The sequence below is a fragment of the Streptomyces vinaceus genome, assembly GCF_008704935.1.
GTDB lineage: Bacteria > Actinomycetota > Actinomycetes > Streptomycetales > Streptomycetaceae > Streptomyces > Streptomyces vinaceus.
Window position 1 is genome coordinate 3,332,303 of record NZ_CP023692.1, and the last position, 15,728, is coordinate 3,348,030.

The following is a 15,728-nucleotide window of genomic DNA, read 5'->3' on the forward strand; positions in this document are numbered from 1 at the left end:
GCGTGTTCTCCGATGCTGTGGGGATGCAGGGTGGGAGCCGGATCTGCGCGGAGGTGGGCCGGGCGCGGTGGCGCCCCGGGGCTCACCGGGGGCACTCAGGCGGCGTCTGCTTCGACCTCGGTTCCGGTTTCGGCTGCGCCTTCGCCCGCGCCGTCCGACCCGCCGGCGACCAGCCGGGCGAGTTCGAGGCGCTTGATCTTGGTGGTGGCGGTCTGCGGGACGTCCTGGAGACGCCACTGGACCGGCGCGGCCAGCTTCGGCAGCCCGATGACCGCGGACTTCCACGCGATCAGGTCGAGCGGCTTGTCGTCGCGCGTGCAGACGACGGGGACCGGGACGCCGTCGGCGCCGGGGATGATGATGACCTCGATCAGCTCGTGGAGCCGGGTGAAGAGCTTGTCCTCGATCTCCAGGGTCGAGCCGATGCCCGGGATCTCGTCGACCTCGCGGTCGAGCAGGTGCAGGCAGCCCCACTTGGTGCGGTAGCCGAGGTCACCCATGCGCCACCAGCCGTCGTTCACCTGCTTCTCCCAGCGCTCGTGCTCGGAGTGGTAGGTGATGATGCGGCCGTCGGACTTGATCTCGATGAAGCCGGGGTTCGTCTTGGTGACGGGGTTGCCGTCGCGGCTGACGACGCGGACGCCGGTCATGCCGGGGAAGGGGGAGCCGACGCAGCGGCCGTCGAAGTCGGCGCCGCCCTTGCGGGTGTAGGTGCGGGCCGCGATGGGGCCGACCTCGCTCTGGCCGTAGGCCTGGGCGAAGAGCGCGTTCTTCCGCTTGCTCGCCTTGAGCAGGATGCTGACCGTGCGCGGGTGGATCGCGTCGAAGGTCGAGCTGAAGTACTTGACGTTGGCGAGGGGGCCGCGGGGGTCCTCGGCCAGCGCCTCCCAGCGCAGGAACGTGTTGGGGTGGGCCTCGATGAACCCGGGCGGGACCTGGGCGAAGATGTCGCCGACGGTCTCCGGGTCGTCCTCCTTGAGCACGATCAGGGTGTGGCCCTGGAGGATCGAGATCGGCATGGCCGTGAACATCCGGGAGTGGACGAACGACACGTGGACCGCGACCGGTTCGCGCTTGGGGACGGCCGAGAAGACCGTGGCCTGCGGTCGGTAGCGGGCCTCGAAGGTGTGGCCGGTGTGGACGGCGAGCTTCGGGGTACCGGTGGTGCCCGAGGTGTGCGTGATCAGGGTGGGGTGGTCCGGCGGCATCGGGATGGCCGGGACGCGGGTGACACCGGCGAGCGAGGCCAGTTCGGTGGCCTGGTCGTAGGAACCCTTGGTCAGCAGCACCGCGGCCGTGATGTCGAAGATCTCGGCCGGCAGGTTGTCCTCAAGCTTTTCCTGGTCGGTGATCAGGAAGGGCTGGTCGATGCGGCGTACGAGCGTCGCGACCGTCTCGCCGTCCAGCTTGGGGGACAGCAGGGCCGGGATCGCGCCGATGCGGGCGATCGCGCAGGCCAGCAGCGAGATGTCGAAGCCGTCGGACTTGTGCACGACGACGTGGTGGTTGGGCCGTACGCCGACCGACCACAGGCGGGAGGCGAAGTCGTCGATCAGGTCCGCGAGTTCGGTGAAGGTGGGGCGGCGCCCGAGCTGCGGGGCGATGTCCAGGTCGTGGTCCATGACCACGAGGCCCGCGGGGGTGCGGGCGGCCGCTCGGTCGAAGAGCGTACCCAGCCGGATGCCCTTGTTTCCTATGCGCTGGAGAAGCATGGCCTCGTTCTCTCAAGAGTGTCTTCGATGGCGTACGGGGAGTGGGCCGGCACCGGGAGGGAAGCCGGTGCCGGCGTCCGGGTGCGGCAACGCGGGCTCAGCGGCCTTCGACGACGTCGCGGATGCGGGCGAGGGTGGCGTCGAGGTCGCCGACGAGCTTCTCGGTCCAGTCCGTGATGAACTGCTTGCGCTGGACCTCGTCCAGGTCGGCGACGATCTTGTGGATGCCGGCGGTGGCCTTGCCCATCCGGAAGTGGTGCACGAGGACCGAGCCCTGCTGCGCCGGCTCGATGTCGAAGCCCCAGATGGACTCCTGGTCCTCCTGGGCGTGGGTCAGCATCATCCAGCGGAAGGTGCGGCCGGGCTCGGCCGCCGTGACGCGGGCCTCGGTGTACCAGGTGCCGCGGACCAGCGGGGCCCAGCCGACGACGTCCTCGGCGCGCAGGTTCTCGCCGCGGAAAATCGCACCGACGGTGGAGGGTTCGCCTGAAATCCACTCGCCGCCCATGCATTCCGGGCTCCACTCGGCGCTCCGGGTCAGGTCGCTGACGACGTCGTAGATCTCCTGCGCAGTGGCCGCGACGGGAATGTCCGCGCGAACCTCGAAAAGCGGGGTCGAGTCGATGATGGAGTTCGTCATGGCTGAAATAATGCTGCTCGCCCAATCACCGCTCAAGACGCTTATCACGGGTCCATCAGGTCTTTTACCCGTGTATTACGCAACAAAAATAAAGACATGCGGGAACGGCGCTGCGACAAAAATTCCGCAGCGCCGCCGGCAGTTTTTTCCCGCAGCTTTTTCCGTCAGGAACGCGCGCGCAGTACCAGCTTTCCCGTCACCTTGCCCTCGTCCAGCAGGCGGTGCGCCTCGGCCGCCGCCGACAGCGGCAGCACCTCGGTGCCGCGCGGCCGCAGCAGTCCGGCCGCCGTCAGCTTGTTGACGTGGGCGGCGGCGGCGGCGAGCCGGCCAGCGGTGGCGTGCGAGATCGCGAAGCCGCGGACCGAACAGTCCTTGAGGTAGAGCGGGCCCACGGGCAGCACGGGGCGGGTGCGCATCCCCGACAGCAGCACGATCCGGCCGCGGCTGGCGAGCAGGTCCACCGCGGTCTCCAGGTCGTTGCGGGCGGAGGTGTCGACGTGGATGTCCACCCCGTCCGGGGCGAGCTCGCGGACCCGGCCCGGCACGTCGGGGTCGTTGTAGTCGATGACCTCGGCCGCGCCGAGCTCCCGTACGTAGTCGAAGTCGCGCGGCGAGGACGTGGCGATGACCCGGGCTCCGGCGTGCGCGGCCATCGTGACCAGGGCACTGCCCACGTTGCCCGCGGCGCCCAGGACCAGCGCGGTGTCGCCGGCGGTGATGCCGCCCTGGTCGAAGAGGGCGAGGTAGGCCGTGACGGCCGGGTGCGCGAGGGCCACCGCGTCGACCGGGTCCACCCCCTCGGGCAGCGGGTAGAGCCGCTCGGCCGGGACGACGGCCTGCTCCGCGGCGGCGCCCTGGCGCCCGTCGTGCCCGAGGCTGTTGCACCAGACCCGGTCCCCCGGCGCGAAGCGGTGGGCGACCGCCGGGCCGGCGGACAGCACGGTCCCGACGAGGTCGCGGCCGATCACGAAAGGGAAGTCGAGCGGGGTGCGCCAGGCACCCGAGCGGACGAAGGTGTCGACGTGGTTGACGGAGACGACGTCGACCTCGACGAGCACGTCGGACGGCCCCGGCTGCGGAGCGGGCAGCTCACCGAAGCGGATGAGCTCCGCGGGACCCAACTGTTCGATATAGGCGGCATGCATGGTTCGGATTCTGTTCGCAGCGGCCGCCGCGGGAAACCCCGTGCTGCTTTTCAATCAGGTGTGACTTCTGAGCCAGGATGCGGCTTTGTCAGGTGCGGCCACCCCACCTGACGGAGTGACTATCGGCCGGTGGGTGCCATCCGAATAACCCAGCAGCATCGATAATCCGCCACCCCTCAGTTCTGCCCATGCGCCAGACTTGGGCCCATTTCCTGGGAGTTTCCTGTGGTTACAGCTTCACTCACCGTCAGAAAAGCATCAGCCCTACAGCAGCCCGACTGGGCCGATTTTCCTGAATTGACCAAAGTGAAGGACGATCTTTCCCAGCGTCCCGCACTGGTCAATGCCGGAGACGTCCGCCGCCTGCGTTCCCACCTCGCGCGGGTGGCGGCGGGCGAGGCCTTCGTCGTCCAGGCGGGCGACTGCGCCGAGGACCCGGCGGAGTGCGACGCCGGCTACATCGCCCGCAAGTCCGCCCTCCTCGACATGCTCGCCGGCACGCTCAAGATGATCACGCACAAGCCGGTGGTCCGGATCGGCCGCCTCGCCGGCCAGTTCGCCAAGCCGCGCTCGCGCCCGACCGAGATCGTGGACGGCGTCGAACTGCCGGTCTACCGGGGTCACATGGTCAACGGCCCCGAGGCCGGCCTGGCCGACCGCCTGCCCGACCCCTTCCGCCTGCTCGCCGGCTACCGGTCCGCCGCGCAGGCCATGGCCCACCTCGGCTGGACCGACCCGGCCCGCCGCTCCGGCATCTGCCCGCCGGTGTGGACCAGCCACGAGGCACTGCTCCTCGACTACGAACTGCCGATGATGCGCTGGGACGAGGAGGGCAGCCCGCTGCTGACCTCGACCCACTTCCCGTGGATCGGCGAGCGCACCCGCCAGATCGACGGACCCCACGTGGACATGCTGGCCGGGGTCGTCAACCCCGTCGCCTGCAAGGTCGGCCCGTCGATGGAGCCGGAGGAGCTCATCGAGCTCTGCCGGCGCCTTGACCCCTGGTGCGAGCCCGGCCGCCTCACCCTGATCGCCCGCATGGGCGCCGACCTCGTCGCCGAGCGCCTGCCCGCGCTGGTGGACGCGGTACGGCAGGCCGGACACCCGGTGATCTGGCTGACCGACCCCATGCACGGCAACACCTTCTCCGCCCCCGGCGGTCACAAGACCCGGCTCGTCGAGACCGTCGTCAAGGAGATCCAGGGCTTCCAGGCGGCCGTGGCCCAGGGCGGCGGCGTGGCGGGCGGACTCCACCTGGAGACCACCCCGGACGACGTCACCGAGTGCGCGACCGCCGAGGACCAGCTGCACACGGTCGGAGACAAGTACACGAGCCTGTGCGACCCCCGCCTCAACCCGAACCAGGCCTACGCCGTGGTGACGCAATGGCGAGCCTGAACCAGCAGGGAGATTGGACATGGAGAACAAGGTCGCCCTCGTCACAGGAGCCGCGGGAGGCATCGGTCTTGCCGTAGCCCGCCGGCTCGCCGAAGAGGGCGCGACGGTGGCCGCGGTCGACCGGGACGCCGACCGGCTGCGGGAATCGGTGGAGAAACTGGTCGCCGACGGGCTGGACGTCCACGCCCACCCGGCCGACGTCACCGTCACCGCGCAGGTCGAGGCCGTCGTCGACGCGGTCGAGACGGAACTGGGCCCGCTGGACTTCCTCGTCAACACGGCCGGGATCCTGCGCCTGGGCGAGGTACGGGACTTCAGCGACGAGGACTGGCTGCAGACCTTCGAGGTCAACGTCAGCGGCGTCTTCCGGCTGTCCCGCGCCGCCGTCAACCGGATGATCCCCCGCAACCGCGGGGCCATCGTCACGGTCGCCTCGAACGCCTCCGGCACCCCGCGCACCGCCATGGGCGCGTACGGAGCCTCCAAGGCCGCCGCGACCATGCTCACCAAGACGCTCGGCCTGGAGGTGGCCAAGCACAACATCCGCTGCAACATCGTCGCCCCCGGCTCCACCGACACGGCGATGCTCGCCTCCATGTGGGAGGACGAGCAGGGCCCCGCGAGGACCATCGCGGGCAGCCCCGAGTCCTTCAAGGTCGGCATCCCGCTCGGCAAGCTCGCCCGGACCAACGACATCGCCGAATCCGTGATCTTCCTGCTCTCCGACCGCGCGGCGCACATCACCCTGCACGTCCTCACCGTGGACGGCGGAGCCACGCTCGGCGCGTGAGCCCGGCCCCGCCGCTCCCGCCCACCCCATCCACTCCTGCGCACCCCTTTTGAGGAACAGACATCCGAGAGGACAGTCATGGCCGGCATACCGACCATCGAGCCCTATCCCCTCCCGACCGCGGGAGACATTCCCCCGTCCGTACCGCAGTGGACCTTCGACCCTGACCGGGCCGTACTGCTCGTCCACGACATGCAGCGCTACTTCCTCGCGCCGTTCCCCGACGCGCTGCGCGCCGAGCTGACGGACAACGCCGTCCTGCTGCGGGAGCACTTCAAGGCCCACGGCGCCCCCGTCGCCTACACCGCCCAGCCCGGCGGCATGACCCCCGAGCAGCGCGGGCTGCTCGCCGACATCTGGGGCCCGGGGATGCGTACGACGCCCGAGGACCGCGAGGTGGTCCCCGCGCTCGCGCCCGCCCCCGAGGACTGGGTCTGCACCAAGTGGCGCTACAGCGCCTTCTTCAACACCGACCTGCTGGAGCGCATGCGCGCGGCCGGCCGGGACCAGCTCGTCATCTGCGGCGTCTACGCCCACGTCGGAGTGCTGACCACGGCCATCGAGTCCTTCAGCCACGACATCCAGACCTTCCTGGTCGCTGACGCGACCGGCGACTTCAGCGAGCTGGAGCACCGGCTGGCCATCGACTACGCGTCCAAGCGGTGCGCGGTCGTCACCACCGCCAAGGAGATCGCGGGATGACCTCACCCCTGCTGGCCCGCATCCTGGGCCCCAACCCACCCCCCTTCGCCCTTCTCTACCGTCCCGAGGCCACCGGTCCCGGAATCCTCGACGTGATCATCGGCGAGAGCGCCACCGTCGACTCGCTGGCGCATCTCCGTGCGTCAGGTGCCGCGGACGGAGCGGACGGAGCGCACGGACGGACCACGTCGGCCGGGCCGGCCGCGGGCGGCGCCCGGCACGAGGTGCTCGCCCTCGTCCCGTACCGGCAGATCTCCGAGCGGGGCTTCGCCGCCCCCGAGGAGGACACCCCGCTGGTCGCGATGACCGTCACCGGACAGGAGCGGATCTCGCTGGTCGAGGCGCTCGCCCGGATCCCCGACCTGCCGATCGAGCTCGAAGGAGGAGCGTTCGACGTCTCCGACGAGGAGTACGCGGACACCGTGCGCCGGGTGATCGCCGACGAGATCGGCGAGGGCGCGGGCGCCAACTTCGTCCTGAAGCGGTCCTGGACCACCGGCATCCGCGCGTACTCCACCGGCCACGCCCTGACCCTCTTCCGGCGGCTGCTGGAGCGCGAGTCCGGGGCGTACTGGACCTTCGTCGTGCACACCGGCGAACGCACCCTCGTCGGCGCCAGCCCCGAGCGGCACGTCAGCCTGCGCGAGGGCACCGCCGTCATGAACCCGATCAGCGGCACGTACCGCTACCCGGCGGCCGGGCCCTCGCTGCCGGAGGTCATGGACTTCCTCGCCGACACCAAGGAGGTCGACGAGCTCTACATGGTGGTGGACGAGGAACTCAAGATGATGGCCCGGATCTGCGAGGGCGGTGCCCGCGTCGACGGCCCGTACCTCAAGGAGATGGCCCGCCTCGCCCACACCGAGTACTTCATCGAGGGACGCAGTACGCGCCCCCCGGAGGAGATCCTGCGCGAGACCCTGTTCGCCCCGACCGTCACCGGCAGCCCGCTGGAGAGCGCGGCCCAGGTGATCGCCAAGTACGAGCCCCGGGGCCGGGGTTACTACAGCGGCGTGCTGGCGCTGATCGGCCGCGACGAGCAGGGCGGCGACGCCCTCGACTCCTCCATCCTGATCCGCACGGCCGACATCGGCGCCGGCGGCGAGGTCCGCATCGGGGTGGGCGCCACCCTCGTACGCCATTCCGATCCCTGGTCGGAGGTGGCCGAGACCGCCGCCAAGGCGGCCGGGCTGCTCGCGGCCCTCGAATCGGGGGGCGGCAAGACCCGCTTCGCCACCCATCCCACCGTCCGCGCGGCCCTGGAGGACCGCAACCGCACCATCGCCGGCTACTGGCTCAAGGAGGACCAGGACCGGGCGGCCGTCGATCCGGAGCTGGCCGGCCGGACCGTGCTGGTGATCGACGCCGAGGACACGTTCACGGCGATGATCGCCCGCCAGCTCGACTCCATCGGGCTGGACGTGACGATCCGCCGGTACGACGAGCCGTACTCCTTCGACGGACACGACCTGGTGGTGATGGGCCCCGGCCCGGGCGACCCCCGGGACGGGGCCCACCCCAAGATCGCCCACCTGCGCACGGCGATACGGCACCTGCTGGACGAGCGGCGGCCCTTCCTGGCCGTCTGCCTCAGCCACCAGGTGCTCTCCACGGCGCTCGGCTTCGACCTGGTCCGCCGCAGCGAGCCCAACCAGGGCGTGCAGAAGGAGATCGACTTCTTCGGCAGACCCGAACGGGTGGGTTTCTACAACACCTTCGCCGCCCGCTCGCTCGGCGATTCGGCCGTCGTGCCCGGTGTCGGGCTCGTGGACATCAGCCGGGATCCGCAGACCGGCGAGGTGCACGCCCTGCGCGGGCCGCACTTCGCCTCCATGCAGTTCCACGCGGAGTCGGTGCTGACACAGAACGGACCGCGCATCACCGGGGACCTGCTGGCCTCGCTGACCGCGCGGATGCTCGCCGCCTGACGCGGCGCGGGGCGGTCCGGCATGCCCGGACCGCCCCGCGGCCCCGTACCTGACAAGGTCCCGAAGACGCCGTTGTCGGCATTTCCGCGGGACGGAACCATGAGTTTCACGCAGTGTTGAGGAGTCGTAGAAATGATCACGACGGGAAATCACGGTGCGCGCAATGCTTTTTCGGTGGGCGTGCTCGGTACGGGGTCGTACGTACCGGCTCATGTCGTTTCCAACGAAGAAGTCGGAGCGCCGGCCGGAGTCGATCACGAATGGATACTCGGCAAGACGGGAATACGCGAGCGGCGTTGGGCGAAGCCCGATGAAGCAACATCCGATCTCGCGGTGATCGCGGGCCGGGCGGCGCTGGAGAGCGCCGGCATCCGCGCCCGGCAGCTGTCGTTCATCGTGGTGGCGACGTCCACCCCCGACCAGCCCCAGCCGCCGACCGCGGCCGTGGTCGCCGCCGAACTCGGCGCCGACCAGGGCACGGCCGCCTTCGACGTCAACGGCGTCTGCACGGGCTTCCTGTTCGCCCTGGCCACGGCCCAGGGCATGCTCGCGTCCGCCACCGGCGAGGGCTACGCCCTCGTCATCGGCGCCGACGTGTACTCCCGGATCCTCAATCGGGAGGACCGGCGTACCACGATCCTGTTCGGTGACGGCGCCGGCGCCGTCGTCCTCGGCCCGGCGGCCGGGGAAGGGCGCGGCGTCCTGGCGAACCGGCTGGCCAGCTTCGCGGCCGACCGCCACCTCATCGAGGTCCCCGGCGGCGGCAGCCGCATTCCGACCACCGCCGAAACCCTCGCCGAGGGACTCCAGTACTTCACGATGAACGGCCGCGGCGTCCGCGATTTCGTCGCCGCGAACGTCCCTCCCGCAATCGACGCATTCCTTTCGGAAAACGACCTCACACCCGCGGACATCGCGCACTTCGTTCCGCACCAGGCCAACGGGCGCATGCTCGAAAACCTCTCCGAGGAAATCGGCGTGGGCACCGACCGCACCTGGACGACGTACGAGAGGTACGGCAACACCGGCTCCGCCTCCGTCCCGATCACCCTCGACCGCGCGGCGCGCTCCGGCCGGCTGGCCGACGGCGACCTGGTCCTGCTCGCGGGCTTCGGCGGCGGCATGGCCCTGGGTCTGTCGCTCATCCGCTGGTAGCCCCTCCCCCCGAGGACCCCCCTCCCCGCCCTCCCCCGTCCCGGGGGGCGACACCCTTCAAGGAGATTCCATGCTGGACGCAACCCCGATCGACGACGCCCGGGTCGACGCCTACCTCACCCGGATCGGCGCGAGCCGGCCCGCGCAGCCCGACCTGGCCGGCCTGCGCCACCTGGCCGAGCGCGCCGTGCTGTCGGTCCCGTTCGAGAACCTCGACTACCACCTCGAAGGCCGCGAGATCCACATGGACAAGCGGTCCGTGGACAAGGTGGCGATCGACAACCGCGGCGGCGGCTGCTACGAGGTCAACCCGGCGCTCGGCTTCGTGCTGGAGGCCCTCGGCTACGAGGTCGACATCCTGCCGGGCCGCGTGCACCGCCCGGAGGGCGTGGGGCCGTTCCTCGGCCACCTCGCCCTCAAGGTCACCATCGGCGACGACGCCTACCTCGTCGACACCGGCTTCGGCCGCAACAGCCGCTTCCCCCTCGACTGGAACAGCCGTGAGGTCCAGAGCGACCCGCACGGCGAGTACCAGCTCAAGGACGTGGAGGACAAGCCCGGCACCGTGGACCTGTGGCTCGGCGGCCGCCCGCTGTACCAGGTGGTCGAGACCCCGGTCCGCATCGAGGACTACGCCCCGTCGCTGTGGTGGTACCGCACCGCGCCCGACTCCTCCTTCATGCAGGCGCTGTTCTGCTCCATCCGCACCGAGAACGGTCTGGTGACCCTCAAGGGCCGCCACCTGAACGTCGTCGACGGCGACCAGCGCTCGAAGACCGTCCTCCAGGACGACGCCGAGGTCATCGCCGCGTACAAGACGCACTTCGGCATCAGCCTCGACCGACTGCCCACCGAGCCGGAGAACTCCATCACCACCGGCGTCCGCACCGACTGAGAGAGTCCCAGAGGCCATGGCTGACCTGATAGCCGGCGAGAGCCGGCCCACGAGAGAGGGCGAAGCGGTACCCGCCGCCGCCGGGGCGTCCGACCTGGACGTCCTGGTGGTCGGGGCCGGCCCCACCGGCCTGCTGACCGCCGTCGAACTGCTGCGGCGCGGCATCCGGGTCCGCGTGATCGACCGTGCCGTCGAACCCATGCTGACCCCCAAGGCCCTGTCCGTCTGGCCGCGCGCCCTCGACATCCTGGAGGACACCGGTCTGGGCGGCGTGGTCGACGAGGAGTCCGTACGGATCAACACGCTGAGCTACTTCTCCGAACGGCGCCCCCTGGCCTCCTTCGGGTTCTCGGACGACCTGGCGTGCCGCACCCTGCCCCAGCACGTCACCGAGCGGCTGCTCACCCAGCGGTTCGAGGAGCTCGGCGGCAAGATCGAGCGCGGGGTGCGGCTGCTGGCCCTCGACGGGCTGGACTACTCCGGCCGGATCGAGGCCACCGACGGCGTGACGGCGGTGCTGGAGACCCCCGAGGGGCTGCAGCGGCTGAAGGTGCCGTTCGTCGTCGGCGCGGACGGCGCCGGCAGCGCCGTCCGGGGCCAACTCGGCGTCGGATTCGAGGGATCGACGTACGAGATGGCGTTCGCACTCATCGATGCCCGCATCGATGGGTACCTACCTCCGGACGAGTGCCACTTCTACCAGTCCGCCAACGGCGCGCTGGTGATCGTGCCCATCCCGGGCGGGATCTTCCGGTTCCTGTCGGTGATGCCCCAGGGCGGCGGCGAGGTCGACGTCCCGATGATGCAGGCCGTCATCGACGAGCGCGGGCCCCGCGGCGTACGGATCAAGGAGGCGGTTTGGAAGGCCGTGTTCCGGGTTCACGCCCGGCGGGCGAGCGAGTTCCAGCGCGGCCGGGTCTTCCTGGCGGGCGACGCCGCCCACGTACACAGTCCGGCCGGCGGGCAGGGCATGAACAACGGCCTCCAGGACGCGCACAACCTCGCCTGGAAGCTGGCCGCGGTGATCCGGGGCGAGTCCCCCTCCTCGCTGCTCTCCTCGTACGGCGAGGAGCGTGCGGAGGTCACCCGGCAGCTCGTGCGGGACACCGACTTCCAGACCAGGGCCTGGCTGTTCAAGTCCAGGGCCACGGTGGCGGCGCGCGACGCGGCGTTCCGGCTCCTCGACCGGACCGGGATCGTCTCGGAGTTCTACGCCCCGGTAATGGCCGGCCGCCGGCTCTCCTACCCGCCGGTCCGCGACACCCAGCAGCCCTCGGGCTGGACGGGCTGCCGCGTACGGCGTTCCCTGCCCGGCGCACTGGAGGTCGGGGCGGTCTTCCCGCGCCGTCTGGCACTCGCGTACGGGATCTCCGGAGCGGACGCCGACCCGCACGGCTGGAACTTGGCGGTCGTCCCGGACGGGAACAGGGCCTGGGAAGAGGAATTGGGCCACATCGTGGCGCAATGGCCACTGTTGCGGCAAGTGACGCTTCGGCGCCGCGACGCCGCCCCGCAGGCCGGATGTCGCTCCGCGGGGTTCTACCTGATCCGGCCGGACGGTCATATCGCCGCTCACGGCCATGCGCGGGATCTGGGACGACTCGAAGCGGAACTCCGACTCTCCTTTTCTTGAATGGCAATCCACCGATATCCGAACGGCGATATTCGGCCAATCAAATACCGGATAGCCCACCGGTTTCCTCGTTAGACTGCCCGTTCCCGTTCCGTTCCCATACCACCGCCCACTCAAGCGGGAACGGAGAGGGACTGGAGCAGGAAGCCCCGTTGCGAATCTCTGTCACGTCGAAAGCGACACGGGATTTCCAAACACACAAGGGGTTCGAAATGCGCGGCAAGTTCGCTGGTCTGGTCGGTATCGTCGCCCTCGCCCTCACCCTCGGCCTGGGTACGGCGGTCGAGCAGGACCACACCGACGGGACCAAGGGCCACTCGGTACTGGCCGAGGACAAGGGCCCCGGCGTCGCCCCCACCAACCCCCCGGTGCCCCCGAAGGGCATCTGACCAGCTCCCGCCGCGCACACAGTGGGCCCCGTCCGGTACCGGACGGGGCCCACTGTTCTACGGTCGTGCCGCGCGGCGCCCGCCGCGCGCCCGCGCCCCGCTCAGGAGGTGCGGCGCCCTTCCGGCGGCACCCCCATGGCATCGAAGAGCAAGTCGGCTCGCTCCCGGTACTCGGCCGCGGTCGGCCGGCCGAGCCGTTCGGCCGCGGCCGCCATCCCGTCCAGCGCGTGGGCCATCTCGACGCGGTAGCCCATCCCCTCGGCCACGTCGAGCGCCCGCTCGTGCAGCCGCAGGGCCTCCTCGTACCGGCCGTTGCGGCCGTGCTTGAGCGCCAGGAGGTTGTCCACCCGCGAGCGCCGCTGCGCCGAGGTCCGGGGGCTGATCAGTTCCAGGGCCCGGTCCTCGTGCTCCTGCGCCCGGCGGGCGTCGCCCAGCCGGTCGCTCACGTCGGAGGAGACGGCGAGCGCGAGGACCAGGTTCTCTTCCATGGCGGAGGCGCTCAGTGCCCACGACCGCGTCACACTGTCGTGGGCGGCCTGGAAATCGCCCTTGCCGATCTGGGCCAGGGCCAGGCTCGTCCACGCGGTGACCTCCACCCCCGGAGAGGGGTAGGCCCGGCAGATCTCGATGACCTTGCGCAGGGCATCGGCCGCCTCGTCGTGGCGGCCGAGCGCCAGGCAGACGGTGCCGAGCGTGTTGAGGTCCTCCGCCTGCTGCTGGACGAGACCGGCGCCGTCCCCCTTCTGGAAGGCCCGTACCGCCTCGGTCGTGTAGCCGTACGAGCTCGCCAGGTTCCCCAGCGCGTAGTGCGCGAGACCGAGCAGTCCGAGGCACACGGCCTCGTCGTCCAGACCTCCGGCCTTCCGGGCCCAGTCGAGTGCCTCCTCCGCCGCGTCCACGGCCTCGGGGAACCGGCCCAGCCTCCAGCGCGCCACCCCGAGGTTGTTGAGGGTCTGGCAGATGAGCAGGGGATCGCCCATGTTCCGCGTCGCGATGAGGCCCGCCCGGCACACCGACTCGAACTCCACGAACCTTCCGCGCAGGTTCAGGTGGAAAGACGCGTTGCGGGCCAGGGCGAACACCAGCTGTGGGCGCTCCTCGTGGCCGCCCCGGGCCAGGAGGGTCTGGATGCCCGCCGACTCCCGGTCGAACCACTCCAGGGTGCGGTCCTCGCGGCGCATCGGCGGCAGCGCGTACGCGGGACCGGGCGAGTCCACGTCCATGCTGCGGCGGGTGGGGAACAGCAGCGTGCACGCGGCCTCGGTCGCCGCCGTGTAATAGCCGAGCAGCCGGCCGTCGGCCTCCCGGGCCTCGCGCCCGCTCCTGCCCTCGCCGAGCGAGAGCGCGTACGTGCGCACCAGGTCGTGGAAGGCGTACCTCCCCGGGTCGTTCTGCACCAGCAGGTGCATGTCGAGGAGGTCCTCCAGCATGTCCTCCGCGTCCCGGACCCCGGTCTCCAGCAGGGCCGCGGCCGAATAGACGTCGACCTCGGCGCCCGGGTGCAGGCCGAGCAGGCAGAACGCGCCCTGGAGCTCGGGCTCCAGGGCCTTGTACGACAGGCTGAGCGTGGCGGCCACGCTGCGCTCGCCCGCGCTCAGCTCGTCCAGCCGCCGGGTCTCGTCCTCCAGCCGCTCGACCAGGTAGCGCACGGTCCAGCGGGGGCGGTTGCGCAGGCGCGCCACCGCCAGCCGCAGGGCCAGCGGCAGGTGACCGCACAGCTCGGCGAGTTCGGCGGCGGCCTCCGGCTCCCTGGCCACCCGGTCGTCGCCGAGGATGTCGGCGAGCATCGCCCGGCTCTCCTGCGGCTCCATCACCCCCAGCGAGATCCAGTCCGCCCCGTCCAGGTCGAGCAGCCGGGCCCGGCTGGTCACCAGTACCAGGCATTCGGCTGCGGACGGGAGCAGCGGCAGCACCTGGCCGGCGTCGAGGGCGTTGTCGAAGAGCAGCAGCAGGCGCCGGCCCGTCAGCGTGGCCCGCCACAGGCCGATCAGGCCCGCCTCGTCGTCGGGGATGCTGTCGGCCGCCACCCCGAGGGTGCGCAGCAGGCCCGAGAGGGTGGCGGCCGGCCGCTGCGGCTTCTCACCGGGGGTGAAGCCGCGCAGGTCGGCGTAGAGCTGCCCGTCCGGGTACTCCTCGGCGAGCTGGTACGCGGTGCGCACCGCCAGCGAGGTCTTGCCGCAGCCGCCCATGCCGTCGATCGCGACGACCCGGGGTCCTTCCCCCGCGTCCTGCCGACACGCATCCAGGACCTCGGCCAGCTCGCGCTCGCGGCCGGTGAAGTCGGGGATGCCTGGCGGCAGGGTGCAGGGGGCCCCGTGCAGCGAGGCGAGGGTCGGGAAACGGCTGCTCCCCAGTCCGGGAGGCTCCGATCTCGGGGCGTCCGGACCGGCCGCCTCCGGGGACTGCGGCGCGGGCGGGGCGGCCACGGACACCGGCCGGGCGGCCGGGCCCGCGAGTTCGGGGGAGGCGCGCAGGATGTCCTCGTACAGCTTGGTGAGCTGCGCGCTGGGGTCTATGCCGAGTTCCTCGACGAGCAGTTCGCGGACCTTGGCGTACTCGGCGAGCGCCTCGGCCTGCCGCCCGGAGCGGTACAGGGCCAGGATCAGGTGGCCGCGCAGCGATTCCCGCAGCGGGTGCTGGGCGATGAGGGTGCGCAGGTCGCCGATGAGTTCCCCGGACTCCCCCAGCGACAGGCGCAGTTCGAAGAGCTGCTCGGCCGCCCCCAGCCGGCGTTCTTCCAGTACGGCGCCCGCAGCCTCGACCACCGGGCCGCCCGCGCCCGACATCACCGGGCCGCGCCACAGCGCCAGGGCGGCGCGCAGTTGGTCGGCCGCCTCCTGGGACTGGCCCACGGCGACGGCGCGCCGGACCTGCTGTATGTGGCCGTTGAATTCGAGCAGGTCGAGCTGCTCGTCCGTCACCTGCACGCGGTAGCCGGGACCGTCCGTGACGATCAGCTTCCCGCCCCCCGGGATCCGACGCCGCAGGTCGGCGACGGCCTTGCGCACCTGATGGGAAGCGGTTACCGGAGGTTCCTCATCCCATACCGCCTCCACAAGGCGGACAACCGGGACAATATTTCCCGGTTCGAGCAGCAGGGTGGCAAGAACTCGTTCGTAAATTTGACCGCCGAGCTTTAACCGATCTCCTGCCGTCCACCCTTCAAGTGGTCCGAGAATGTTGAAACGCACCTGGCTTTCCACAGAATTCGCCATGGCCTCCTTGCCCATCCCCCTCAATGCCCCCTGCTGAAGAGCCTTCCCCAGGATCCTAAGAGCTTCCGGGAGGAAGCGGTAGCGAAGAGGGAACGAAGCGGGAACGGCTCCTCGCACAGTTGCGTC

The 15,728-nt window shown here is 70.7% G+C and carries 12 protein-coding genes; 8 read left to right on the forward strand and 4 right to left on the reverse strand.

The window, feature by feature from the left end; translation table 11 throughout:
* Positions 1–95 precede the first annotated feature (95 nt).
* From CP980_RS14805 to CP980_RS14815, 3 genes are all read right to left on the reverse strand, one after another.
* On the reverse strand, positions 96–1,712 hold the full coding sequence (locus CP980_RS14805; RefSeq protein WP_099890094.1) for a class I adenylate-forming enzyme family protein: 1,617 nt from the start codon (positions 1,710–1,712) through the stop codon (positions 96–98).
* 97 nt (positions 1,713–1,809) lie between these two features.
* Positions 1,810–2,352, reverse strand: coding sequence for an SRPBCC family protein (locus tag CP980_RS14810; RefSeq protein WP_132759619.1), 543 nt, complete (start codon positions 2,350–2,352; stop codon positions 1,810–1,812).
* 164 nt (positions 2,353–2,516) lie between these two features.
* On the reverse strand, positions 2,517–3,497 hold the full coding sequence (locus tag CP980_RS14815) for an NADPH:quinone reductase (protein ID WP_150528351.1): 981 nt from the start codon (positions 3,495–3,497) through the stop codon (positions 2,517–2,519).
* 225 nt (positions 3,498–3,722) lie between these two features.
* Here CP980_RS14815 and CP980_RS14820 point away from each other — a divergent pair, with 225 nt between their 5' ends.
* From CP980_RS14820 to CP980_RS35115, 8 genes are all read left to right on the forward strand, one after another.
* Positions 3,723–4,895 carry a 3-deoxy-7-phosphoheptulonate synthase gene (locus tag CP980_RS14820; RefSeq protein ID WP_150528352.1) on the forward strand — a complete coding sequence of 391 codons (1,173 nt, stop codon included), beginning with the start codon at positions 3,723–3,725 and terminating at the stop codon, positions 4,893–4,895.
* A gap of 19 nt (positions 4,896–4,914) precedes the next feature.
* Entirely contained in the window at positions 4,915–5,685 is a 771-nt protein-coding gene (locus CP980_RS14825) for a 2,3-dihydro-2,3-dihydroxybenzoate dehydrogenase (protein WP_099890098.1), read from the forward strand.
* A gap of 78 nt (positions 5,686–5,763) precedes the next feature.
* Entirely contained in the window at positions 5,764–6,387 is a 624-nt protein-coding gene (locus tag CP980_RS14830) for an isochorismatase family protein (protein WP_132759617.1), read from the forward strand.
* On the forward strand, positions 6,384–8,315 hold the full coding sequence (locus CP980_RS14835) for an anthranilate synthase family protein (RefSeq protein ID WP_150528353.1): 1,932 nt from the start codon (positions 6,384–6,386) through the stop codon (positions 8,313–8,315). Before CP980_RS14830 ends, CP980_RS14835 begins: the two co-directional genes overlap by 4 nt.
* 132 nt (positions 8,316–8,447) lie before the next feature.
* Positions 8,448–9,470, forward strand: a complete 1,023-nt coding sequence (locus CP980_RS14840; RefSeq protein WP_132759615.1) for a 3-oxoacyl-ACP synthase III family protein — start codon at positions 8,448–8,450, stop codon at positions 9,468–9,470.
* A gap of 70 nt (positions 9,471–9,540) precedes the next feature.
* Positions 9,541–10,365, forward strand: a complete 825-nt coding sequence (locus CP980_RS14845) for an arylamine N-acetyltransferase family protein (RefSeq protein ID WP_132759614.1) — start codon at positions 9,541–9,543, stop codon at positions 10,363–10,365.
* A gap of 16 nt (positions 10,366–10,381) precedes the next feature.
* Positions 10,382–11,998, forward strand: a complete 1,617-nt coding sequence (locus CP980_RS14850) for an FAD-dependent monooxygenase (protein WP_150528354.1) — start codon at positions 10,382–10,384, stop codon at positions 11,996–11,998.
* Between the two features lie 212 nt (positions 11,999–12,210).
* Positions 12,211–12,387: a hypothetical protein gene (locus tag CP980_RS35115; protein ID WP_165937387.1), complete on the forward strand. Its 177-nt coding sequence runs from the start codon at positions 12,211–12,213 to the stop codon at positions 12,385–12,387.
* Positions 12,388–12,488: 101 nt separating this feature from the next.
* Here the strand turns inward: CP980_RS35115 and CP980_RS14855 are convergent, their stop codons facing one another.
* Complete coding sequence (locus tag CP980_RS14855; RefSeq protein WP_308439437.1) at positions 12,489–15,395, reverse strand: AfsR/SARP family transcriptional regulator; 2,907 nt, start codon at positions 15,393–15,395, stop codon at positions 12,489–12,491.
* Between the last annotated feature and the right edge of the window lie 333 nt (positions 15,396–15,728).